Source organism: Rhodanobacter sp. MP7CTX1 (assembly GCF_014205795.1).
GTDB lineage: Bacteria > Pseudomonadota > Gammaproteobacteria > Xanthomonadales > Rhodanobacteraceae > Rhodanobacter.
Map to the genome: position 1 here is coordinate 183,453 of NZ_JACHCN010000003.1, position 24,485 is coordinate 207,937.

Below are 24,485 nucleotides of genomic sequence, written 5' to 3' on the forward strand. Positions count from 1 at the left end.
CATGGCCGTCGGACCCGCACCCCAGGAACATCAAGTCGTCTACACCACGCTGCATTTTGACAAGCCGTGGGCATTGGACAGCTATCTCCAGGTCGATGGCTACAAGGCGTGGAAAAAGATCCTCGCCGAGAAGCCCGATCCGGCGTCGCTGATCGAGGAAGTCAAGAAAAGCAGCCTGCGCGGCCGTGGCGGTGCGGGTTTCCCGACCGGCCTGAAGTGGTCGTTCATGCCGAAAGGCACGATGCAGAAGTACATCCTGTGCAACTCGGACGAGTCCGAGCCGGGCACGGCGAAGGATCGCGACATCCTGCGCTACAACCCGCACTCGGTGATCGAGGGCATGGCGATCGCGTGCTACTGCACCGGTTCCACGGTGGCCTACAACTATTTGCGCGGCGAGTTTCACCACGAGCCGTACGAGCATCTCGAAGAGGCGCTGAAGGAAGCGTACGCTGCCGGCCTGCTCGGCAAGAATATCCAGGGCACCGGGCTGGACGTGGACATCTATACCGCTCTTGGCGCGGGTGCCTACATCTGTGGTGAAGAGACGGCGCTGATGGAGTCGCTGGAAGGCAAGAAGGGCCAGCCGCGCTTCAAGCCGCCTTTCCCGGCCAACTTTGGCCTGTACGGCAAGCCGACCACGATCAACAACACCGAGACCTATGCCTCGGTACCGGCGATCCTGCGCAACGGCGCCGACTGGTTCCTCAACCTTGGCAAGCCGAATAATGGCGGCCCGAAGATTTTCTCGGTCTCCGGTCACGTCAACAATCCAGGCAACTTCGAGATCCGTCTGGGCACCTCGTTCAAGGATCTGCTGGAGATGGCCGGAGGGGTGCGCAACGGTCACAAGCTCAAGGCCGTGATCCCCGGTGGTTCCTCGATGAAGGTGCTGCCGGCCGACGTGATGATGGAAAGCACGATGGACTACGACTGTCTGCAGAAGGCGGGCTCCGGTCTTGGTTCGGGTGCTGTGGTGGTGATGGACGAAACCACCTGTATGGTCAAGGTCTGCCATCGCATCTCGCGCTTCTACTTCGCTGAGTCGTGCGGTCAGTGCACGCCGTGCCGCGAAGGCACCGGCTGGATGTACCGGGTGCTCACGCGCATCGTCGAAGGGCAGGGCACACAGGACGATCTGCATCGCCTCAAGGCGGTTGCGGGCCAGATCGAGGGGCACACCATCTGTGCGTTCGGTGAGGCCGCTGCGTGGCCGGTACAGGGTTTCCTGGCGCGCTACTGGGATGAGTTTGAATATTACGTGCAGCATGGTCGGTCGATGACCGAAGACCGGCTTGCCGAAGCTAACCGTGGAGTTGCTGCATGAGCGCGCAGCCCGTCAACAACGTGGCCCCCGACCTGCTGAATATCGAGGTCGATGGCAAGCCCACGCAGATCCGCAAGGGCGCCATGATCATCGAGGCAGCCGATGCGCTTGGCGTCGCGATTCCGCGTTTCTGCTACCACCGCAAACTGCCGATCGCCGCGAACTGCCGCATGTGCCTGGTCGATGTGGAGATGGGCGGCAAGCTGATGCCCAAGCCGCAGCCAGCCTGCGCCACGCCGGTGGCGGAAGGCATGAAGGTGACCACACGTTCGGACAAGGCGCTGAAATTCCAGCGCGACGTGATGGAGTTCCTGCTGATCAACCATCCGCTCGATTGTCCGATCTGCGATCAGGGCGGCGAGTGCGAATTGCAGGACGTCGCGCTCGGTTACGGTCGCAGCGTATCGCGCTACAACGAGCGCAAGCGTGTCATCGCCGACGAGAATATCGGTCCGCTGGTTGCCACCGAGATGACCCGCTGCATCCAGTGCACCCGCTGCGTGCGTTTCACCAGCGAGATTGCCGGCACCTATGAACTGGGCGGCATGGGTCGCGGCGAGAATCTGCAGATCGGCACCTACATCGGCAAGACGATCGAGACCGAGCTGTCGGGCAACATTGTCGACGTCTGTCCGGTCGGTGCGCTGACCAACAAGCCTTTCCAGTTCCAGGCGCGCGCCTGGGAACTGATCGCCAAACCGTCGATCGGTTACCACGATGCGCTGGGTTCCAACCTGTGGCTGCACACCCGCCGCGGCGAAGTGCTGCGCACCGTGCCGCGCGACAACGAAGCGATCAACGAATGCTGGTTGTCCGATCGCGATCGCTACAGCCATCAGGGCCTGTACGCCGCCGATCGTCTGAGTGCGCCGGAAGTGAAGCGCAATGGCCAGTGGCAGGTAACGACCTGGGAAGATGCGTTGCAGTTTGCCGGTGAGGCACTGAAAAAGGCGCCGGGCAATGATCTGGGCCTGCTGGTGCATCCCGCCACCTCGAACGAGGAAGCTGACCTGCTGATGCGGCTTGCCCGCGGACTGGGCAGCGCTCACATCGATCATCGTCTGCGTCAGCTCGATTTTGCCGACAACGCCGTGGCGCAGCCGTTCGCGCTGCCGGTGTCCGAAGTCAGCCAGGTCAGGACAGCACTGCTGGTGGGTTCCGACCTGCGGCACGAGATGCCGCTGTTGAACCATCGCCTGCATCAAGCGGTGAAGAAGGGCGCCAAGGTCTATACCGTCAACCCGGCGCATTTCGATTTCAATTACAAGCTTGCAGGCGAGGCGATCGTCGCGCCGCAGGCACTGGTGGATGCGCTGCTGTCGCTGGCCAAGGCCGCCGTGACAGCGGGTGCTGACGCGCCGGTTGCCTTGGGCGATGCCATCAATGGTGCGCAAAGCGATCAAGGCGATGACGACGCGATTGCTGCGCTGAAGTCGGGCAAGGCCGTGGTGATACTCGGCGAGGCAGCGGTGACCCATCCGCAGGCTTCGTGGCTGCGTACGATCGCCCATTTCATCGCCAAGGCTACCGGTGCTGGCTACAACGAATTGCCGGTCGGCGCGAACGCGATGGGTCTGGCCGCGCTTGGCGTGGTACCGGGTAACGGCGGGCTGGACGCGCAGGCGATGCTGACGCAGTCGCGCAAGGGTTATGTGTTGTACGGCGTCGAGCCGCCGCACGATTTCGCCGATGGCGCCGCGGCGCTGAAGGCATTGCGTGCGGCAGAGCAGGTCATCGCGTTCAGCGCCTACGCGAGTCCGGCATTGCGCGAAGTGGCGGACGTGCTGCTGCCGATCGCGCTGCTGCCGGAGATCGATGCCACCCTGGTCAACGTCGATGGCCTGGCGCAGGGCGTGACTGCCGGTGCGAAGGCGCCCGGTCAGGCCCGCCCGGGCTGGCGCGTGCTGCGTGCGCTGGGCGGTGCATTGCAGCTGGCCGGTTTCGAATTCGACGACCTCGCTGGCTTGCGCGATGGCATCAGCAAGCATGCAGTGCCACTGCGCAACGGACTGACCACGCGCCCGTCTGTCAGCGGTCTGACTCGTCTGGCTACCTGGCCGATCTATCGCGGCGACGCCGTGCTTCGTCGTGCTACGGCACTGAACGCGCATCCGTTGAATCGCGCACCGGCGGTCCGCCTCAATGCAGAAGAAGCGAAGCGACTGGGCTTGTCCGAGAACGGCGAAGTGCTTGTCGGCGATGTGGTATTGCCGCTGGTGATCGACCGGGCCGTGCCGGATGGTACGGCATGGATCGAAGCTGCCCAGGATCTCACCGCCACGCTGCCGCCGTATGGCGCAGCCATCAACTTGAGCAAGGCATAAGCATCATGGTTGATCAACTTATCCAACAGCTCCTGTGGCCGATCATCTTCATCCTGTGCATCACGGTGCCGCTGATCATTGCCGTGGCGATGTTCGTGTACTGGGAGCGCAAGGTCATCGGCTGGATGCATGTGCGCCTGGGACCGAACAAGATCGGACCGTTCGGTTTGCTGCAGGCGTTCGCGGACGTGGTCAAGCTGCTGATCAAGGAAGTGATCCTGCCGACCAATGCGAACAAGTTCCTGTACTACCTGGCGCCGTTGCTGGCGCTGATTCCGGCACTGGCGGCGTGGGCGGTGGTTCCGTTCAGCAGCAAGATGGTGCTGTCGAACGCGAACGCGGGCGTGCTGTATCTGCTGGCGATGACGTCGCTGGGTGTCTACGGCATCATCCTCGCCGGCTGGGCGTCCAACTCTCGTTATGCGCTGCTCGGTGCGATGCGTTCGGCCGCGCAGGTGATTTCCTATGAGCTGGCGATGGGTCTGTGCCTGGTCTGCGTGCTGGTGCTCGCCGGCAGCTTGAACCTCACCGACATCGTCAACGCGCAGGCTGGCCACAAGGGACTGTTCAACTGGTATTGGCTGCCACTGCTGCCGGTGTTCGTGATCTATTTCATCTCCGGCGTGGCCGAGACGAATCGCGCGCCGTTCGACGTGGCCGAGGGCGAGTCGGAAATCGTCGCGGGCTTCCATGTGGAATATTCCGGCTCGGCGTTTGCGATCTTTTTCCTGGCCGAATACGCCAACATGATCCTGATCAGCTTCCTCGCCTCGATCCTGTTCATGGGCGGCTGGCTCAGCCCGCTGCAGGGCGTGATCACCGCCGACGTGTCGCCGTGGGTCAACTGGATCTGGACAGGCGGCTTCATCTGGCTGTTCATCAAGGCCTTCCTTTTCGCGTTCATGTTCCTGTGGTTCCGCGCTACCTTTCCGCGCTATCGCTATGACCAGATCATGCGGCTCGGCTGGAAGGTGCTTATCCCGATCGCCATCGTCTGGGTGCTGGTCGCCGGCTGCATGAAGTACTACGGCTGGGTCGGCGTGGGCATGGGGGCATAAAGAATCCAATGAATCGCATATCCGCTTATTTCAAGAGTCTGCTGCTGATCGAGCTGTTCCAGGGCATGGGACTGACGCTCGGTTACATGTTCAAGCCGAAGTACACCGTGCGCTATCCGATGGAGCACATCCCCAAGTCGAACCGTTTCCGCGGTCTGCATGCGCTGCGTCGCTATGCGAACGGTGAAGAGCGCTGCATCGCCTGCAAGCTGTGCGAAGCGGTGTGCCCGGCACTGGCGATCACGATCGATTCGGCGCCCCGCGAAAGCGACGGCCAGCGCCGCACCACGCGCTACGACATCGATCTGTTCAAGTGCATCTTCTGCGGCTTCTGCGAAGAGAGCTGCCCGGTCGATTCGATCGTCGAGACCAGCATCCACGAATACCACTTCGAGCATCGCGGCGAAAACATTGTGGACAAGACGAAGTTGCTCGCCATCGGCGATCGCTTTGAACACCAGATCGCCGCCGATCGTGCACAAGACGCAGCGTACCGCTGAGGCCAAGATGAATCCCCAACTGTTCCAACTCATCTGCTTCTACGCTTTCAGCTTCGTCACCGTGGCCGCCGCATTGTCGGTGATCACCTTGCGCAACACCGTGCATGCGGTGCTGGCGCTGGTGCTCACTTTCTTCAGTACGGCCTGCCTGTGGATGCTCGCTGAAGCGGAGTTTCTCGCGCTGGCGCTGATCGTGGTCTATGTGGGCGCCGTGATGGTGCTGTTCCTGTTCGTGGTGATGATGCTAGACATCGACCAGGAAAAGATGCGCGAGGGCTTCGTGAAGTTCCTTCCGGTCGGCTTGATCGTGGCGCTGGCGATGCTTGCGGAGATGCTCGGCTTGATCGGCGTGCGGGCGATGCATGTGCAGATCATGGGCGCCAATCCGGCGACCGTCGCCGGCATGTCCAACACCGCGTGGCTGGGCCGTGCGCTCTACACGCAATACCTGCTGCCGTTCGAGATCGCTGCGCTGATCCTCACCGTGGGTGTGGTGGCGGCGGTGGCGCTGACCTTGCGCCAACGCGGTGATATGCGCCACGAATCGGCCAGTCAGCAGGTCGCGGTCAATCCGCGTGATCGCATCCGTATCGTGAAGATGGCCAGCGAGCGCCCCGCAGGGGAATCGCCGGCCACGCCGCAGGAGTCCAAACCATGATCACGCTCTCGCACTACATCGTGCTCGGCGCCGTGCTGTTCTGCATTGCCGTCGCCGGCCTGTTCATCAATCGCAAGAACGTCATCGTGCTGTTGATGTCGATCGAGCTGATGCTGCTGGCGGTGAATACGAACTTCGTGGCGTTCTCGCGTTTTCTCGGCGACGTGTCAGGGCAGGTGTTCGTGTTCTTCATCCTTACCGTGGCCGCGGCGGAAGCCGCCATCGGCCTGGCGATCCTGGTGCTGCTGTTCCGCAATCGCAGCACCATCAATATCGCCGACATCGACAGTATGAAGGGTTGACCCGATGCAGCTTTCGACATCCATTCTGCTGATCATCGCGCTGGCCCCGCTGGTCGGCTGTGTGCTGGCCGGGTTCCTTGGCCGGTTCATCGGTCGCGCCGGCTCGCATACCGTCACTATCCTCGGTGTCGCGCTGTCCTGCGCACTGTCGTTCTATGTGCTTTACCAGCTCACCTACGGCGGGGCTGCCGAGTACAACCAGAACATCTACACCTGGTTCCAGATCGGTCACTTCAATGCCAGCGTCGGCTTCCTGGTCGACCGGTTGACCGCGATGATGCTAGTGGTGGTGAGCTTCGTATCGCTGCTGGTGCACGTTTACACGATTGGCTACATGGCTGACGACGACGGCTATCAGCGCTTCTTCAGCTACATCTCGCTGTTCACGTTCTCGATGTTCATGCTGGTCATGAGCAACAACTTCATGCAGCTGTTCTTCGGCTGGGAAGGTGTGGGCCTGGTGTCGTACCTGCTGATTGGCTTCTGGTACAAGCGGCCGACGGCGATTTTCGCCAGCCTGAAGGCGTTCCTGATCAACCGCGTGGGCGACTTCGGCTTCCTGCTCGGCATCGCGGCGGTCCTGTATTTCCTGGGCACGTTCGATTACGCCACGGCGTTCGGAGCAGCTCCCAGCCTGGTCGGCAAGACGCTGCAGATCACGGCGAACACGCATTGGGATGCGGCAACGGTGATCTGCATCCTGTTGTTCATCGGTGCGATGGGCAAGTCCGCGCAAGTGCCGCTACATGTGTGGTTGCCGGACTCGATGGAAGGTCCGACGCCGATCTCCGCGCTGATCCACGCGGCCACGATGGTGACTGCCGGCATCTTCATGGTGGCGCGCATGTCGCCGCTGTTCGAGCTGTCGGAGGGTGCTCTCAGCTTCGTGCTGGTCATCGGTGCCACCACGGCGCTGTTCACTGGCCTGATCGGCATCGTGCAGAACGACATCAAGCGGGTGATCGCGTATTCGACGCTGTCGCAGCTCGGTTACATGACAGTCGCGCTGGGCGTGTCCGCGTATAGCGGTGCGGTGTATCACCTGATGACCCATGCGTTCTTCAAGGCGCTGCTGTTCCTCGGTGCCGGCTCGGTGATCATCGCGATGCATCACGAGCAGGACATGCGCTACATGGGCGGCCTGCGAAAATACATGCCGATCACCTGGATCACGATGTGGATCGGTTCGCTGGCACTGTGCGGCGTGCCGTTCTTTGCAGGTTTCTACTCGAAGGATTCGATCATCGAGGCAGTCGGCCTGTCGCACCGCTGGGGTGCGGGCTACGCGTATTTCTGCGTGATGGCCGGCGCGCTGGTGACCGGGTTGTACACGTTCCGCCAGATGTACCTGACGTTCCATGGCAAGGAGCGCTTCACGGTTCTCGAGCACCACGAGCACGTGCATCACAACGAGCATCATGACGACCATGATCATCATGAGCCGGGCGTGCTGGATCATGCGCCGAAGGAATCGCCGTGGGTGGTGACGCTGCCGCTGGTGCTGCTGGCGATTCCGTCGCTGCTGGTCGGCTATGTCACGGTCGGGCCGATGCTGTTCGGCAACTGGTTCGGCAGCGCGATCCATGTGAATGAGGCGAACAACGTGCTGGCCGAACTGGGGCACGAGTTCGACGGTTCGCTGACGATGGCGTTGAAAGGGTTCGGGCAGTTGCCGTTTGGGCTGGTTGCCCTCGCGTTCGCGATTACCACTTATATCTACCTGTTCAATCCGGCGATGGCCGGCAAGATCAAGTCCGCGCTGAAGCCGTTCTGGACGATTCTTGACCGCAAGTACTGGGTCGACGATGTCTACTTTGCGGTGTTTGCGCGTGGCGGGGTCATGCTTGGTCGGCTGTTCTGGAAGGCGGGTGACACGGCGGTTATCGACGACACCATGGTGAACGGTTCGGTGAGCATGGTTCACCGCATCGCCGCCCTGATGCGTCGTCTGCAATCGGGTTATCTCTATCACTACGCATTCGCGATGATTCTTGGCCTGATCCTGCTGCTCGGTGGGTACTGGCTGTTTGGTTCCGGGCTGGTCGGTTCCGGCCTCGTCGGGCAATAAGGGAAGCAAGCACACATGTTCAATCACTTGCTCAGCCTGCTGATCTGGCTCCCCATCGCCGGCGGCATTCCGGTGCTGCTTGCCGGCGCCAGCCGGCCCAACCTGGCACGCTGGCTGTCACTGCTGGTGGCCGTGCTGACCTTCGTCGTCAGCCTGTTTCTACTGGTGCAATACCACCCCGATGCGGGCGGCATGCAGCTCAATGAAAGCTATCTGTGGATAGCCTCATGGGGCGTCCACTACAGCCTGGCGGTCGACGGCATTTCGGTGGCGCTGATCCTGATGAGCACCTTCGTCGGCATCCTGGTGATCGTCGGTGCATGGCAAGTCATCCAGGACAAGCCGCACCAGTACATGGCCGCGATGCTGATTCTTGAAGGCTTGCTGATCGGCGTGTTCTGCGCCACGGATGCGCTGCTGTTCTACGCGTTGTTCGAGGCGATCCTGATTCCGATGTTCATCCTGATCGGCATCTGGGGTGGCCCGCGTCGCGTGTATGCGACGCTGAAGTTCTTCATCTACACATTCTTCGGCTCGGTCTTCATGTTGATCGCGCTGCTGTATCTGTATCAGCAGGCGCACACGTTCGACATGGCCACGCTGGCGGCGTTGCCGCTGACGATGCAGGAGCAAACCTGGATCTTCTTCGCGTTCCTGATCGCGTTTGCCATCAAGGTGCCGATGGTGCCGGTGCACACGTGGTTGCCGGATGCCCACGTGGAGGCGCCGACGGGCGGCTCGGTGGTGCTGGCGGCGGTGATGCTGAAAGTCGGCACGTACGGAATCCTGCGCTTCATCCTGCCGATCACGCCTGACGCGGGTGCGCATTACGCGTGGCTGGTGATCTTGTTGAGCCTGATCGCGATCGTCTATATCGGCTATGTCGCGCTCGTACAGGAGGACATGAAGAAGCTGGTCGCGTATTCCTCGGTAGCCCACATGGGCTTCGTCACGCTGGGCATCTTCATCGCGTTCATGCTGGTGCGTCAGCCGGGTTATGGCGACATGGCGCTGCTGGGCATGCAGGGCGCGATGGTGCAGATGATTTCGCACGGCTTCGTCTCGGGCGCGATGTTTACCTGCATCGGCGTCATGTACGACCGCTTGCACACACGCCAGATCAAGGATTACGGCGGCGTCATCAACGTGATGCCGTGGTTCGGCTTCTTCTATGTGCTGTTTGCCATGGCCAATTGTGGTCTGCCGGGCACCAGCGGGTTTGTCGGCGAGTTCATGGTGATCCTGGCCAGCTTCAGTGCGAGCCCGTGGATCGCGCTGTTTGCCGCATTCACCCTGGTTATCGGCGCGGGATACACGCTGTGGCTCGTCAAGCGCGTGCTGTGGGGCGACATCACCAATCCGCACGTGGCCGAGATGAAGGAAATCAACGGCCGCGAGACGTTCGTGCTGGCCGCGTTCGCCGCGGCGGTACTCGCGCTCGGCGTCTGGCCGCAGCCGCTGGTTCACCTGATGGGCACCTCGGTGTCGCAGCTGGTGCAGCAGCTCGCCATCCACAAGATTTGATCGGGATCCAACATGCCCACCCTGAATGACATCCTGATCCTGCTGCCAGAGTTCTATCTGGTGGCGGCGGCGTGCCTGCTGTTGTTGCTGGACGCCTTCATGAAGCCCGCGCAGCGACCGCTGCTGCACTGGCTTGCGATCGCCGTGTTGCTGGTAACTATCTATCTGGTGATTGCTGGTCAGCCTGAGCAAAGCGTGACGGCGTTCGGCGGCATGTTTGTGCGCGATCAGGTGTCCGAGATACTCAAGGTCTTCGCGCTGGGTACCACCGCGATGATATGTGTCTACGCCCGACCGTATCTGATCGATCGCAAACTGTTCATTGGCGAGTTCTACACGCTGCTGATCTTCGCTGTACTCGGCGTGATGCTGCTCGTTTCGGCAGGCAACTTCGTCACCCTGTACCTGGGGCTGGAGCTGATGTCGCTGTCCTCGTATGCGCTGGTGGCGTTGAACCGCGATTCGAAATTGCCATCCGAGGCCGCGATCAAGTACTTCGTGTTGGGCGCACTGGCCTCGGGCATGCTGTTGTACGGTATGTCGATGGTTTATGGCGCCTCCGGCATGGGCGGCACACCAAGTCTGGATCTGGCGCAATTGCACCACGTGATGGCGTACACCACGGCGCCGAACCTGCTGCTGTTCGGGCTGATCTTCATGATCGTCGGCATCGGTTTCAAGCTCGGTGCCGCGCCGTTCCACATGTGGATTCCGGACGTCTATCAGGGCGCGCCGACTCCGGTCACCACGTTCATTGCGTCGGGCTCGAAGCTGGCCGCGTTCGGCATGGCTTACCGTCTGCTCAGTTCGGGCATGGGCGACCTGTCGCAGCATTGGCAACTGATGCTGGCGGTGCTGGCCGTACTGTCGCTGGCGATCGGCAACCTGGTTGCCATCGTGCAGACCAACCTCAAGCGCATGCTGGCCTATTCGACCATCTCGCACATGGGTTACCTGCTGCTGGGTCTGGCCGCCGCCGGGCCGGAAGGTTATGCCGCGGCAATGTTCTACGCGCTCAGTTATGCAGTGATGAGTGTGGCCGCGTTCGGTGTGATCCTGGCGCTGGCGCGTGCGGGTTTTGAATGCGAAGAGATCGCCGACCTTAAGGGACTCAATCAGAAGTCGCCGTGGATGGCGTTCCTGATGCTGCTGATTATGTTGTCGCTGGCCGGCGTGCCACCGCTGTTCGGTTTCTGGGCCAAGGCGCTGGTGCTGGAGGCCGCGATCCATTCGCACATGATGTGGCTTGGCATCGTTGGTATCGTGTTTGCAATCATCGGCCTGTATTACTACCTGTATGTCATCAAGGTGATGTACTTCGACAAGCCGGCCGAAGGCAGCGTGTTGCAGTCCAAGCCTGATGTGCCATTGCGCGTGGTGCTTTCGTTGAATGCACTGTCGCTGCTGGTGCTGGGTTTGTACTGGGGTCCGTTGTTTGCCTGGTGCAGGCACGCGTTCGGTCTTTGATGTCTTGTGTACGGCAGTGGTGATATGACACTGCGTAGTGATTAATTGTTGAATAGTTGACGTTGAGGCTTGCAAGAAACTGGCCACCCCGTTAGACTCTTCGGACTCTGATGCGGGGTGGAGCAGTCTGGCAGCTCGTCGGGCTCATAACCCGAAGGTCGCAGGTTCGAATCCTGCCCCCGCTACCAGATCTTTCTTGGTGCAAGAAAGCCTCCTCGTGAGGCTTTTTTGTTGGGCGCACGGATGCGTCGCGAGTGGTTGCTCCGGCAATCCCGCGTTGGAAGGAGCTACACGAGGAGGGACATCGGCGAGATAAGGAAATGGGCCGTTGGAGCCCATTTTTTGTTTCTGCCGCTCGGATAAAGAGTGGTCTGGGAGAACGAGCCCATGGATACATACGCACTGACACAACGCTTCACCGGGGTCTTGGCCGATCTGGGCCTGGAATGCCTTGGCGTGGAGTTCACCCCGTCGCACGGGCAGAGTACCCTGCGGGTTTACCTGGACTTGCTTGACAAGGACGGGGCCGATAAGAGCGCGCAGGACGAAGACGGCGTACGTCGCGAAGTCGGCGTCGAGGATTGCGAAACGGCCAGCCGCGAGTTGTCCGCGCTGCTCGATGTCGAGGATCCGATTCCCGGCCATTACGTGCTGGAGGTTTCATCGCCCGGCCTCGATCGACCGCTGTTCACGGCCGCGCATTTCGCGAAAGTCAGCGGGCAGGAAGTGAAATTGCTGCTGAAGGCGCCGTTGGAAGGACGTCGTCGCCTGCGCGGCAAAGTACTAATGGTGGAAGGCGAGCGGATTACGCTGGAAGCCGAAGGCAAGACATTCGAATTCGAGCATGCGCTGGTGGAAAGTGCGCGTGTGGTGCCGGACTGGGTTGCACTGGGTTATGCCCCGCAGCCCAAGCGCGGTGGCAAGACAGCGGCCCCCAAGGCCACGAAATAAATCAATCTTGAGCGATAGGACGTCACTGGCGTCTATGGAGTTGCTGCAATGAGCAAAGAGCTTTTGCTGGTCGTTGATGCGGTCGCCAATGAAAAGGGCGTGCCGCGCGAAGTCATTTTCGAAGCGATGGAAGCTGCGTTGGCTTCGGCTGCGAAAAAGCGCTACCCGGAAGAGGAGCCTGACATTCGCGTATCCATCAACCAGGATACCGGCGAGTACGAGACGTTCCGTCGCTGGGAAGTCATTGCCGATGATGGCGAGATGGAATCGCCGTCTTACCAGCTGCGCCTGATGGATGCGCTGGATGAGCGCGCGGACGCCGAAGTTGGCGAATATGTCGAGCAGCAGGTCGAGAACGCCGAATTCGGACGCATTGCCGCGCAGGCCGCCAAACAGGTGATCGTGCAGCGCGTGCGCGAGGCCGAACGCCAGCAGGTAGTCGATGCCTTCGCTGATCGCGTCGGTGAGCTGGTGACCGGCATCGTCAAGCGCGTCGAGCGCGGCAATATCTACCTCGACCTGGGCAGCAATGCCGAGGCGTTCATTCCCCGCGACAAGACGATTCCTCGCGAATCGGCCCGCGTTGGTGATCGCGTGCGTGGCTATCTTTACGAAGTGAAGTCCGAAGCGCGCGGTCCACAGCTGTTCGTGTCACGTGCCGCACCGGAATTCATGATCGAGCTGTTCAAGCTCGAGGTGCCGGAAGTCGGCCAGGGCCTGGTCGAGATCAAGGGCTGTGCCCGCGACCCGGGCGATCGCGCAAAGATCGCCGTGCTCGCGCACGACAGCCGCACCGATCCGATCGGTGCCTGCATCGGCATGCGCGGTTCGCGCGTGCAGGCCGTCTCCAATGATCTGAACGGCGAGCGCGTCGACATCATCCTGTGGCACGAAAACCAGGCGCAGTACGTCATCAATGCGATGGCGCCGGCGGAAGTGCAGTCCATCATCATGGACGAGGAAAAGCATTCGATGGATATCGCGGTGGCCGAGGACAAGTTGTCCCAGGCCATCGGCCGCGGTGGCCAGAACGTGCGTCTGGCGAGCAAGCTCACCGGCTGGCAGCTCAACGTGATGACCCAGGACCAGGTCACCGCCAAGAGTGAGTCCGAGCAGGAGGCCGCGCGCCAGCTGTTCATGGAGAAGCTCGAAGTGGATCAGGAGATTGCCGTTATCCTGGTTCAGGAAGGCTTCTCCAGCGTCGAGGAAATCGCCTATGTGCCCAGCGCCGAGCTGCTTGCGGTGGAGGGTTTCGACGAAGATATCGTCGAGGAGCTGCGCGCCCGTGCACGCGACGCGTTGCTGACCGAGGCACTGGCCGTGGAGGAGGGCGTCGACGAACATCAGCCGTCCGACGAGCTGCTGGCGCTGGAAGGCATGGACGAAGCGACGGCCTATGCACTGGCTGCCCGCGAAGTGAGCACGGTCGATGATCTGGCGGATCTGGCGGTAGATGACCTGATCGATATCGAAGGCATGAACGAAGAACGCGCTGCAGCACTGATCATGGCCGCTCGTGCGCCGATGATCGCGCGGCTGGAGAAAGGCGGCTAACCGCGGGGCGGGAGGCAGCACCCTGGATGGGTGCGCCGGGAAAGGCTCCCTGGAGTCTTTCACCATGGATGGAGGTGGCGGCGCAGATAATGCCGCACAGATGATAAGCGCGGGAACGGCGGAGCAACAAAACGATGTCGGACGTCACGATCAAACAACTAGCCCAGGTACTGGGTATGCCGGTCGACAAGCTGCTGACGCAGCTTGGCGAGGCAGGCATGAAATTCTCCGATCAGGAGCAAATCATCAGCAGCACCGAAAAGGTGAAGCTGCTGGGATTCCTGCGTCGCACGCATGGAAAGAATGAAGCCATTGCGGAAGCCGATGACAGCGCGCCACGTCAGATCACGCTCAAGCGACGGACCGTCGGCGAGCTGAAAGTGGCGACGCCGGGTGCCCGCGGGACAGCTGGTTCAGCCAAGACGGTCAACGTCGAAGTGCGCGCCAAGCGAACCTACGTCAAGCGCAGCGTGATCGCTGAGGAAGCCAGCGTCGACGTCGAGCGCGAAGATGCCGTGCGCAAGCTGCAGGCATCCCAGCAGCAGCGCGAGCAGGAAGAACAGGAACAGCTCGAAGCCGAGCAGCGCCGTCAGGAAGAAGCGCAGCAGCGCGCCCTGGATGAGCAGCAGCGGGCGCACGAGAAGGCACAGCACCTCGCCGCCGCTGCGGCTACAGCCGCTGAATCGGTGAAGGACAGCGCCGAGCCCGAGGCGGCGCCGGAACCGGTGGTCAGTGCCGTGGCGCCGGATGTTGTCGACGACGTGCAGGCGGTCCAACGGATGGATCAGCGCGATCTGGGCATGATCCTGCCGCGCATTCATGAGCCGCGCAAACGCGAAAAGCTGGTGAAGCCGGTACCGGCGCCGCCTGCACCTGCGCCCGTGGCGGTGGTTGCCCCGGTGGCACCTGTGGTCCGGCCGGCAGCGGCCAGCGCCAACGGTGCGGCTGCGGCGGCACCCTCAACCGATGCCAATCGCAACAAACCCAAGCATGCCCGCGAGCGCAGTGAAACGCCTGGCAGTGGCAAGGAAGAGCGCGACGGCGGCAAGCGTTTTGCCGGCGGCCAGATGCATCTGAGCGAGGCCGACCGGGCCCGCCGATCTTCGTCCAGCAACAAGCGCGGCAAGCCCGGTCGTAGCGGCGGTCGTGATATGTCGCGCGGCAATAGCAGCAATGCGCCGTCAGGTCCGCACGGCTTCTCCCGTCCCACAGCACCTGTGGTGCGTGAAGTTGTCGTCGGCGACACCAATATCGTCGCCGAGCTGGCGCAGAAGATGGCGGTCAAGGGTTCCGAGGTAGTCAAGGCGCTGTTCAAGATGGGCGTCATGGCGACCATCAACCAGAGCATCGACCACGATACGGCCGTGCTGGTCGTGGAAGAGCTCGGCCATACACCGGTAGCCGACAGCCAGAACAACGCCGAGGAAGCGCTGGCAGCGCACACCCAGAACGTCGAGCTGGAGGGCGAGAAGACCACGCGTCCGCCGGTAGTGACGATCATGGGTCACGTCGATCACGGCAAGACCTCGCTGCTCGATTACATCCGTACCACCAAGGTCGCATCCGGCGAAGCAGGCGGCATCACCCAGCACATCGGTGCGTATCACGTGCAGACGTCGCGTGGCGTGATCACCTTCCTGGATACCCCGGGCCATGCCGCGTTCACCTCGATGCGTGCCCGTGGCGCGCAGTCGACCGACATCGTGGTGCTGGTGGTGGCTGCCGATGACGGCGTCATGCCGCAGACCATTGAAGCGGTGAAGCATGCGCGTGCCGCCAAGGTGCCGATGATCGTCGCGGTCAACAAGATGGACAAGGACGGCGCCAATCCCGACAACGTCAAGCAGGGTCTGGTGCAGTACGAAGTGGTGCCGGAAGACTGGGGCGGCGACGTCCAGTTCATCCCGGTATCGGCCAAGACCGGCGCCGGCATCGAGGATCTGCTTGAGGCGATCTCGATCCAGGCCGAAGTGATGGAGCTCAAGGCCGTTGCCGATGGCCGCGCCTCTGGCGTGGTGATCGAATCCAGCCTGGATCGTGGCCGTGGCCCGGTGGCGACCGTGCTGGTGCAGCAGGGCACCTTGAAGAAGGGCGATTTCATCGTCTGCGGCATCGAATACGGTCGCATGCGTGCGCTGATCGACGAAACCGGCAAGCAGGTGCTGGAAGCCGGCCCGTCGATTCCGGTGCAGGTGCTGGGTCTGTCCGGCGTGCCGGAAACCGGCGACGACTTCGTCTGTGTCGAAGATGAGCGGCTGGCCCGCGAAGTGGCACAGGAGCGTGAGCTCAAGCGCCGCGAGACGCGCATGGTCAGCAAGAGCAACCGGCTCGAAGACATCATCGCGAAGATGGGTCAGGGCGTCGAACAGCAGACCCTCAACATCCTCGTCAAGGGCGATGTACAGGGTTCGGTCGAGGCACTGCGCGAGTCGCTGACCCAGATCGGCAACGAACGGGTCAGGGTCAACGTGGTTTCGTCCGGCGTGGGCGGCATCAACGAATCCGACGCCACACTGGCGGCGGCCTCGAAGGCGCTGATCATCGGCTTCAACGTGCGCGCCGATGCGTCGGCTCGCAAGGTGATCGAGACGTCCGGCCTGGACGTCCGTTACTTCTCGATCATCTATGACGTGATCGATCAGGTGACCCAGGCGGCCACCGGTTTGCTCGGCATGGAAGTGCGCGAGGAAATCATCGGTACGGCGCAGGTCCGCGATGTGTTCCGCAGCTCCAAGTTCGGTGCCGTGGCCGGTTGCATGGTCACCGAGGGTTCCGTCAAGCGCAGCAAGCCGATCCGCGTGCTGCGCGACAACGTGGTGATCTTCGAAGGCGAACTGGAATCGCTGCGCCGCTTCAAGGAGCTGGTGGACGAAGTCCGCAACGGCATGGAATGCGGTATCGCGGTCAAGCAGTACAACGACGTCAAGCCGGGCGACCAGATCGAGTGCTTCGAACGCACCGAAGTGGCACGCACGCTGTAACAAGCAGGGGCGAGGGGCGAGTAGCGAGGGCGCAGATATCCACTGCGACGCCCTCACTACTCGTCCCTCGTCCCTCGTTCTTTTAAAGGAGTTTTCTTATGCCATCCCGTGATTTCAAACGTACCGACCGCATCGGTGCCGAGTTGCGCCGCGAACTGGGCATGCTGGTGCATGCGGCTGTGCGCGATCACGGGCTGCCGTCAGTCAGTGTGTCCGACGTGGAAATTACCCGCGATCTGGACTGGGCCACCGTGTGGGTGACCGCCATGCTGCCCGAACAGGGCCTGCCGACGGTAAAGGCACTCAATGAGATGGGTCACGAAATCCGTCATTCGCTGGCGCACAGCGGCATGCGTATGCGACGGGTGCCCGAATTGAAGTTCAAGTACGACGATTCGGTCGACAAGGGCGAGCGGATCGAGTCGCTGTTGCGCGACCAGGCGCGTGATTTGTTGCCGCGCGCCGACAAGTCCGCGGACGACGGGTCTGGCGACAAGCAGGATTGAATCTTCGACGTCCGGTGCCGCTGAATCGATGAGTAAGCCCCCGAGTATTCACTATCGCGATCTGCACGGCATCGTGCTGCTCGATAAGCCAATTGGTCTGAGTTCCAACCAGGCGCTGCAAACCGTGCGGCGGCTGCTGCGTGCGGCCAAGGGTGGCCATACGGGCGCACTCGACCCATTGGCGACCGGCCTGTTGCCATTGTGTTTTGGCGAGGCGACCAAGCTGGCCGGCAGCCTGCTGGGCGCGCGCAAGGCATATGTCGCTGACTGCCGGCTCGGCATCACCACCGACAGCGCCGATTCTGAAGGCGACATCGTGCAGCAGCGCGACGTGCCGCCGCTGGACGACGCCCGCATTGAAGCGGCGCTGGCCAAGTTGCGCGGCCGTATCTTTCAGGTGCCGCCGATGTATTCGGCCCTGAAGGTAGATGGCGAGCGGCTGTATGCCAAGGCGCGGCGTGGCGAAATCGTCGATGTGCCGCCGCGTGAGGTGGATGTGCACCGGCTCGACCTGTTATCGCGCGACGGCGACACGCTGCGACTGCACGTGGAATGCGGCTCCGGCACCTATGTGCGGTCCCTGGCGGTGGATCTGGGCGAGGATCTGGGCTGCGGCGCGCATCTGACCGCCTTGCGTCGATTGTGGGTCGAGCCGTTCCGCGAGCCGCGTATGGTGACGCTGGACGAGCTGCAACAAGCGGCTGAACAAGGCGACGAGGCGCTGTTGGCCTGGCTGCTGCCGGTATCGGCCGGTTTGTGCGAACTGCCGGCTGTTCAGCTCGATGAGGCGCAGACCATGGCCATTTCCCGGGGGCAACCGATCCAGCTGGTCCCGTCACCGCCCGCCGGTCGCTGCGCCGCGTTTGCCAGCGACGGAGCGCTGTTGGCCCTGCTTGAAGTCGATGTCGAGGGACGTACGCGCATTCTGCGCGGCTTTAACCTGCCGCCAGACTGACTATTTGCACCTGTGAAGCGCTTCGCACTTGTTGAAACACCACCTGCATCAGTAGAATAGACAGGTTATTTCAACGCATTCATTCATCTAAGCGAAGCTTGCGCAACGTCATCGCGGTGACGTTGCGCAAGCTTCGCATCGCCTTTTAAGGAAGAGATACCCATGTCCCTCACTGCAGAACAAACCGGCAAGATCATTGCTGATTTCGGCCGCGTGCCGAACGATACCGGCTCGTCGGAAGTCCAGGTGGCGTTGCTGTCCGCCCGCATCGACCATCTCACCGGCCATTTCAAAGAGCACAAGCAGGATCACCATTCCCGCCGTGGCCTGCTGAAGCTGGTCAACCAGCGCAAGCGTCTGCTCAGCTATCTGAAGGATCGCGATCTTGCGCGCTATCAGACCCTGATCGAACGCCTCGGCCTGCGCCGTTAATTCACCGGACGAGGAGTAGAACAACGTGGCAAAAGTAACCAAGTCATTCCAGTACGGTAGTCACGAAGTCACACTGGAGACGGGCGAAATTGCCCGCCAGGCGTCCGGTGCGGTCATGGCCAGCATGGGCGGCACCGTGGTGCTCGTCACCGCTGTGGCTGCGACCAAGCAAAAGGAAGGGCAGGATTTCTTCCCGCTCACCGTCGATTACGTTGAAAAGTTCTACTCCGCCGGGCGCATCCCGGGTGGATTCTTCAAGCGTGAAGGCCGTCCGACCGAGAAGGAGACGCTGACTTCGCGTCTGATCGATCGTCCGGTGCGTCCGCTGTTCCCGGAAGACTTCAAGAACGAAGTGCAGGTCATCGCGCAGGTCGTATCGCTCAACCCCGAGGTTGATGGCGACATCGTCGCGCTGCTCGGCGCCTCCGCTGCGCTGAGCCTGGCCGGTATCCCGTTCAAGGGTCCGATCGGCGCCGCCCGCGTTGGTTACGCGAATGGTCAGTACCTGCTGAACCCGTCGCACACCGAGCTGAAGACCTCCGAGCTGGACCTGGTCGTCGCCGGTACCACCGGTGCCGTGCTGATGGTGGAATCCGAAGCCAAGCTGCTGTCCGAAGACGTCATGCTGGGTGCGGTGATGTTCGGCCACCAGCAGATGCAGATCGCGATCCGTGCGATCGCCGAGCTGGCCGCCGAAGCCGCCAAGCCGTCATGGGACTGGCAGCCGCCGGCCCGTAACGAGTCGCTGGTTGCCGCCATCAAGGGCGCCGTCGGCAACAAGCTGGACGAAGCGTTCCAGGTTCGCGACAAGCTGCAGCGCCGCGACGCGATTTCCGCGATCAAGGCTGACGTGCTGGGTGAGCTGAAGGCGCAGGCTGAATCGAATGCCTGGCACCCCGCCGAGCTGTCGAAGGAATTCGGCGAGCTCGAATATCACACCATGCGCGACAGCGTGCTGAAGACCAAGGTGCGTATCGACGGCCGTCAGCTCGATGACGTCCGCGCGATCAACGTGCGCGTTGGTGTGCTGCCCCGTACCCATGGTTCGGCGCTGTTCACCCGCGGCGAGACGCAGGCACTGGTCGTTGTCACGCTCGGCACCACGCGTGATGCACAGATCATCGATGCGCCGGAAGGCGAGTCGAAGGATCCGTTCCTGTTCCATTACAACTTCCCTCCGTTCTCGGTCGGCGAAGCGGGTCGTTTCGGTGCGCCGAAGCGTCGCGAAATCGGCCACGGCCGCCTCGCCAAGCGCGGCGTGCAGGCCGTGAAGCCGAGCATCGAAGAGTTCCCGTACGTGGTGCGCGTCGTCTCGGAAATCACCGAGTCGAACGGTTCCTCGTCGATGGCCTCGGTGTGCGGTTCCTCGCTCGCGATGATGGACGCAGGCGTGCCGCTCAAGGCGCCGGTGGCTGGTATTGCGATGGGTCTGGTCAAGGAAGGCGGCGACTTCGTCGTGCTGTCCGACATCCTGGGCGACGAAGATCATCTCGGCGACATGGATTTCAAGGTGGCCGGTAGCGCCGACGGTATCTCCGCGCTGCAGATGGACATCAAGATCGACGGCATCACCGAAGAGATCATGAAGGTGGCGCTGGAGCAGGCCAAGCGCGGTCGTCTGCACATCCTCGGCGAGATGAGCAAGGCGCTCACCACTGCACGTACGGAAATGAGCGAGTACGCTCCGCGCCTGATCACCATCAAGATCCACCCGGACAAGATCCGTGAAGTGATCGGCAAGGGTGGCGCGACCATCCGTTCGATCACCGAAGAGACCGGTGCAACGATCGACATCAACGACGACGGCACCGTGATCATCGCCTCGGTCAACCGCGAAGCGGGCGACGCGGCGAAGAAGCGCATCGAGCAGATCGTTTCCGACGTCGAGCCGGGCCGCATCTACGAAGGCAAGGTTGCCAAGCTGATGGACTTTGGCGCATTCGTGACCATCATGCCGGGCAAGGACGGCCTGGTGCACGTGTCGCAGATCTCCAGTGAGCGCGTCGAGAAAGTCTCCGACAAGCTCAAGGAAGGCGATATCGTCAAGGTCAAGGTGCTCGAAGTTGACAAGCAGGGCCGCATCCGCCTGTCCATGAAGGCAGTCCTGGAAGACGAAAACGCGAACGCCTGAGTTTTGGCGTCAGTGTGATTCCACAAGGCCCGGCTCATACCGGGCCTTGTGCGTTCTGGCGCCGTTGACGGTTTCGCAGGCGCGTTGATGCGAATGTTCTACTGCTGGTGTATTCACGCAACATGCTTTTGCTAGGATGAAGAGAACCTTGCACGAGGATGCACCGATGGCCGACGATTTCATCAGGGATGATTTCATCAGGAACTACCAGGCCCTGGCACAACAGTCCTGGGACGCCTGGACTCGGCAGTTGCAGCAGCAACAGCCGCCTGCGGCGAATCCGTTTTTCACGCCGCCGACAACACCGGCCGCCGGCAACGACACGCTCGAGCGCACCTTGGCTGGCCTCAAGGGATATTTCGACTGGATGCAGGGCGCTGCCGCGAGCGGCGCGGCCGCTGGTGGTACGACGGGTTTTTCCGGAGATTGGCGCCAGCAGCTGCAACAGCTGTTCGGTGGTGCCAGCCAACCTTTTGCGCAGGCGTTCGGCGGTATCGACAGCGCCGGTGCGGAAGGTTTTGCCCGGCAGTGGCAGTCCTGGATGCAGGCTGCACAACAGCCCGGTTTCGGTGACATGTCGGGTGCCCGTGCGCAGGTACTCGGGCCGACACCCGCGTTCGGCCTGAATCGCGAGCAGCAGATGCAGCAGCAGGCTCTGAGCGCGGCGATCATGGAGTCGCTGCAGGCATCCGCACGCTATCAGGCCCTGATCCAGCGCGCCAATTCGCAAGGCATGGAGCGCCTGCAGGACAAGCTCGCGCAGCATGCCGAGCCCGGTCGCCAGATCGAATCGCTCAAGGCCCTGTACGACCTGTGGATCGACTCTGCCGAAGAGGCGTATGCCGAGATCGCGCTGTCGGAGGAATTCCGCGAAGTCTACGGCGAGATGGTCAATACGCAGATGCGCGTGCGCCAGCTGCAGCTGCAGCAGACCGAACAGCTCTGTCAGCAGCTGGGTGTGCCGACGCGCAGTGAGGTTTCGAGTCTCGGTGAACGATTGCAGGCATTGCGGCGCGAGATGGCTGCACTCAAACATCAGCTTGCCGCCAGCCATGCGCCGGCAACCGATGGTGTGAAAGTTGGTGGCGAAAAGGCCGCGGAAAAATCAATGCGTTCAGCCGTAAAGAAGTCCGTTGCAAAAGCACCGGTGGCGGCGGCGCGTAAGGTCATTGCCAAGAAGCCTGTCGTGAAGAAAGTCGCAGCCAAGAAAGTCATCGCCAAGAAAGTCATCGCCAAGAAAGTCATCGCCAAGAAAGTCATCGCGAAGAGCAGCGCTACGGCATCCAGGTCGCGCAGCAAGCCCGTTACGCACGCCAGCTCGCGCAAGCGCAAGTAAGGAGACGTCGTCATGTACACGCCACTGCGTATCGATCCGACCAAGGCTCTGGGCGACATCGCCACGTTCCAACGCAAGCTCGCGGCCGGCATGAGCCACCTGCGCAGCATGCGCGAGCCGGAGTATGCGAATACCCCGCGCGAACTGGTCTATAGCGAAGACAAGCTGAAGGTCTGGCACTTCAAGGGTAATGGCAAGCCGACCTCAAACACCCCGCTGCTGATCGTCTATGCCTTGGTCAACACGGTGTGGATGACCGACCTGCAGGCGGACCGCTCGATGGTGCGCAATCTGCTGGAGCAAGGCGAGGACGTCTATCTGATCGACTGGGGCTATCCCGATGGTGCCGATCGCTGGCTGACGCTGGACGACTACATCAATGGCTATCTCGATCGCTGCGTCGACGTCGTGCGCAATCGCCACGGGCTGGACGCGATCAACCTGCTGGGTATCTGCCAGGGCGGCGCGTTCTCGCTGTGCTACACCGCGCTGCATGCGGACAAGGTCAGGAACCTGATCACCATGGTCACGCCGGTGGATTTCCACACGCCGGACAACATGCTGTCGCACTGGTGCCGAAATCTGAATGTGGATCAGTTTGTCGACGTCATGGGCAACATTCCCGCTGGCCTGATGAACTATGTCTACCTCACGTTGAAGCCGATGCGACTGAACCAGCAGAAGTACATCGGCATGGTCGACATCCTCGACAACCCGACCGAGCTGGAGAATTTTCTGCGCATGGAGCGCTGGATCTTCGATTCGCCGGACCAGGCCGGTGAGGCGTTCCGCCAGTTCATCAAGGATTTCTACCAGGGCAACAAGCTGATCAAGGGCACGCTCGAGATCGGCGGCAAACCGGTGGACCTGGGCATGGTGACGCAGCCGGTGCTGAACATCTTCGCCGAGCAGGATCATCTGGTGCCGCCGGATGCCTCACGCGTACTGGGCCGGCATGTCGGCACCACCGACTACACCCAGCTCGCATTCAAGGGTGGCCACATCGGCATCTACGTGTCCGGCCGCGCACAGCGCGAGGTGCCCCCGGCTATCCATCAATGGCTGAGTGCGAGAGACTGACATCCTTCCCGCGGAGATCACTGGCTTATGGAAAAACGTCTGTATCGTTCGCGCAATGACCGGACGCTGGCTGGCGTCTGTGCAGGCATCGCTGAATATTTTGGCTGGGATCCGACCCTGGTGCGGGTTGCCTGGGTCTTGCTGACCCTGCTGGGTGGATCGGGCATCCTGCTTTATCTGATCATGTGGCTGGTCATGCCCGAAGCGCCGTGAGCAAACCTGTTTCATGGGCCGATCAGATCGCATTCGTTTAACTGAGTAGCAAAGACATACATGGATTACGACCGTTACGACCGCATCCGCGCCGTGCAATGGCAGGGCGACCATCTGCGATTACTCGATCAGCGCCTGCTGCCGCGAGAGGAACGCTGGATCGATTGCCGCAACGCAGACCAGATTACCCAGGCGATCAAGGACCTGGTCGTGCGCGGCGCTCCGGCGATCGGCATCGCTGCGGCGTGGGGTGTAGCGCTGGCGGCGAAGCAGGGCGAATCGCTCGACGAGGTGCTGCTCACGCTGCGTGCGGCGCGACCCACTGCGGTGAACCTGATGTGGGCGCTGGACCGCATGAAACGACGCATCGCAGCCGGTGCTGATGCTGACGCGCTGGTACGCGAAGCCCAAGCCATCCAGGACGAAGATCTGGCGGCCAACCGAAAGATGGGTGAGCTGGGTGCGTCGCTGATTTCCGCGCATGCCGGTGTGCTCACCCACTGCAATACCGGTTCGCTGGCCACCGCGGGTTATGGCACGGCGCTGGGCGTGATACGTGCTGGCGTGGCCATGGGCCAGATCGCCCGGGTCTATGCCGGCGAAACGCGACCATGGCAACAGGGTGCACGGCTGACCATGTGGGAGCTGGTGCGTGATGGCATTCCGGCACAGCTGATTGCTGATTCTGCCGCCGCGCATCTGATGAAATCCGGTGCCGTGCAGTGGGTGATCGTTGGCGCCGATCGCATCGCCGCGAATGGCGATACGGCGAACAAGATCGGTACGTACCAGCTGGCGATCAGCGCGAAATACCACGGTGTCAAATTCATGGTGGTAGCGCCGTCCTCCACCGTCGACATGGCCACCGGCACCGGTGAGGAAATCGAGATCGAGTTGCGGGATCCCACCGAGCTGCTCAGCACGGCTGGCCAGCGCACAGTGGTTGAAGGGGCGCAGGCATGGAACCCGGTGTTCGATGTGACGCCCGCCGAACTGATCGACGCGATCGTGACCGAACGTGGCGTGATCGAACGGCCAAATAGTATCGCGATGCAGGCGATGTTCGGATGGTGAAGCTGTCCCGCGATTGATGCTGCTTGCGACGGCTGGCGTCGGCG

At 61.8% G+C, this 24,485-nt stretch carries 20 protein-coding genes and 1 tRNA gene; all 21 read left to right on the forward strand.

Translation table 11 applies throughout. From position 1 onward, the window contains the following. Position 1 precedes the first annotated feature (1 nt). The 21 genes from nuoF (at position 2) to mtnA (ending at position 24,441) form a co-directional block, all read left to right on the forward strand. Positions 2-1,327: an NADH-quinone oxidoreductase subunit NuoF gene (gene nuoF / locus HDE77_RS05680; RefSeq protein ID WP_184416190.1), complete on the forward strand. Its 1,326-nt coding sequence runs from the start codon at positions 2-4 to the stop codon at positions 1,325-1,327. Next, entirely contained in the window at positions 1,324-3,651 is a 2,328-nt protein-coding gene (gene nuoG, locus HDE77_RS05685; protein WP_184416191.1) for an NADH-quinone oxidoreductase subunit NuoG, read from the forward strand. The genes nuoF and nuoG overlap by 4 nt, the downstream gene beginning before the upstream one ends. Before the next feature lie 5 nt (positions 3,652-3,656). Then, on the forward strand, positions 3,657-4,709 hold the full coding sequence (gene nuoH, locus HDE77_RS05690; RefSeq protein ID WP_184416192.1) for an NADH-quinone oxidoreductase subunit NuoH: 1,053 nt from the start codon (positions 3,657-3,659) through the stop codon (positions 4,707-4,709). 8 nt (positions 4,710-4,717) lie between these two features. Beyond that, the gene (nuoI, locus tag HDE77_RS05695) at positions 4,718-5,209 is read left to right on the forward strand and encodes an NADH-quinone oxidoreductase subunit NuoI (RefSeq protein WP_184416193.1); all 492 of its coding nucleotides are present in this window, start codon (positions 4,718-4,720) and stop codon (positions 5,207-5,209) included. Positions 5,210-5,216: 7 nt separating this feature from the next. Next, positions 5,217-5,867, forward strand: a complete 651-nt coding sequence (locus HDE77_RS05700) for an NADH-quinone oxidoreductase subunit J (RefSeq protein WP_184416194.1) — start codon at positions 5,217-5,219, stop codon at positions 5,865-5,867. Continuing rightward, complete coding sequence (gene nuoK / locus HDE77_RS05705) at positions 5,864-6,169, forward strand: NADH-quinone oxidoreductase subunit NuoK (RefSeq protein WP_158755285.1); 306 nt, start codon at positions 5,864-5,866, stop codon at positions 6,167-6,169. Before HDE77_RS05700 ends, nuoK begins: the two co-directional genes overlap by 4 nt. A 4-nt stretch (positions 6,170-6,173) precedes the next feature. Then, positions 6,174-8,237, forward strand: a complete 2,064-nt coding sequence (nuoL, locus tag HDE77_RS05710; RefSeq protein WP_184416195.1) for an NADH-quinone oxidoreductase subunit L — start codon at positions 6,174-6,176, stop codon at positions 8,235-8,237. A gap of 15 nt (positions 8,238-8,252) precedes the next feature. Further along, entirely contained in the window at positions 8,253-9,761 is a 1,509-nt protein-coding gene (locus HDE77_RS05715) for an NADH-quinone oxidoreductase subunit M (RefSeq protein ID WP_184416196.1), read from the forward strand. A 12-nt stretch (positions 9,762-9,773) separates the two neighbouring features. Beyond that, positions 9,774-11,228: an NADH-quinone oxidoreductase subunit NuoN gene (gene nuoN / locus HDE77_RS05720; RefSeq protein WP_184416197.1), complete on the forward strand. Its 1,455-nt coding sequence runs from the start codon at positions 9,774-9,776 to the stop codon at positions 11,226-11,228. A gap of 111 nt (positions 11,229-11,339) precedes the next feature. Next, positions 11,340-11,416 (forward strand) — tRNA-Met (locus HDE77_RS05725). A gap of 199 nt (positions 11,417-11,615) precedes the next feature. Next, complete coding sequence (rimP, locus tag HDE77_RS05730) at positions 11,616-12,179, forward strand: ribosome maturation factor RimP (RefSeq protein WP_184416198.1); 564 nt, start codon at positions 11,616-11,618, stop codon at positions 12,177-12,179. 48 nt (positions 12,180-12,227) lie between these two features. Continuing rightward, positions 12,228-13,733, forward strand: a complete 1,506-nt coding sequence (nusA, locus tag HDE77_RS05735) for a transcription termination factor NusA (protein WP_184416199.1) — start codon at positions 12,228-12,230, stop codon at positions 13,731-13,733. 134 nt (positions 13,734-13,867) lie between these two features. Then, on the forward strand, positions 13,868-16,714 hold the full coding sequence (gene infB / locus HDE77_RS05740) for a translation initiation factor IF-2 (RefSeq protein WP_184416200.1): 2,847 nt from the start codon (positions 13,868-13,870) through the stop codon (positions 16,712-16,714). A gap of 98 nt (positions 16,715-16,812) precedes the next feature. Further along, entirely contained in the window at positions 16,813-17,220 is a 408-nt protein-coding gene (gene rbfA / locus HDE77_RS05745) for a 30S ribosome-binding factor RbfA (RefSeq protein WP_184416201.1), read from the forward strand. 28 nt (positions 17,221-17,248) lie between these two features. Next, the gene (gene truB / locus HDE77_RS05750; protein ID WP_184416202.1) at positions 17,249-18,175 is read left to right on the forward strand and encodes a tRNA pseudouridine(55) synthase TruB; all 927 of its coding nucleotides are present in this window, start codon (positions 17,249-17,251) and stop codon (positions 18,173-18,175) included. 162 nt (positions 18,176-18,337) lie between these two features. Next, the gene (rpsO, locus tag HDE77_RS05755) at positions 18,338-18,607 is read left to right on the forward strand and encodes a 30S ribosomal protein S15 (protein ID WP_077518183.1); all 270 of its coding nucleotides are present in this window, start codon (positions 18,338-18,340) and stop codon (positions 18,605-18,607) included. A 25-nt stretch (positions 18,608-18,632) separates the two neighbouring features. Further along, positions 18,633-20,738, forward strand: a complete 2,106-nt coding sequence (gene pnp, locus HDE77_RS05760) for a polyribonucleotide nucleotidyltransferase (protein ID WP_184416203.1) — start codon at positions 18,633-18,635, stop codon at positions 20,736-20,738. Positions 20,739-20,904: 166 nt separating this feature from the next. Further along, complete coding sequence (locus tag HDE77_RS05765) at positions 20,905-22,074, forward strand: poly(R)-hydroxyalkanoic acid synthase subunit PhaE (protein WP_255482560.1); 1,170 nt, start codon at positions 20,905-20,907, stop codon at positions 22,072-22,074. Between the two features lie 12 nt (positions 22,075-22,086). Beyond that, entirely contained in the window at positions 22,087-23,154 is a 1,068-nt protein-coding gene (gene phaC / locus HDE77_RS05770; RefSeq protein ID WP_184416204.1) for a class III poly(R)-hydroxyalkanoic acid synthase subunit PhaC, read from the forward strand. Positions 23,155-23,181: 27 nt separating this feature from the next. After that, positions 23,182-23,367, forward strand: coding sequence for a PspC domain-containing protein (locus HDE77_RS05775; RefSeq protein WP_184416205.1), 186 nt, complete (start codon positions 23,182-23,184; stop codon positions 23,365-23,367). 60 nt (positions 23,368-23,427) lie between these two features. Further along, complete coding sequence (mtnA, locus tag HDE77_RS05780; RefSeq protein WP_184416206.1) at positions 23,428-24,441, forward strand: S-methyl-5-thioribose-1-phosphate isomerase; 1,014 nt, start codon at positions 23,428-23,430, stop codon at positions 24,439-24,441. The last annotated feature ends 44 nt before the right edge of the window (positions 24,442-24,485 follow it).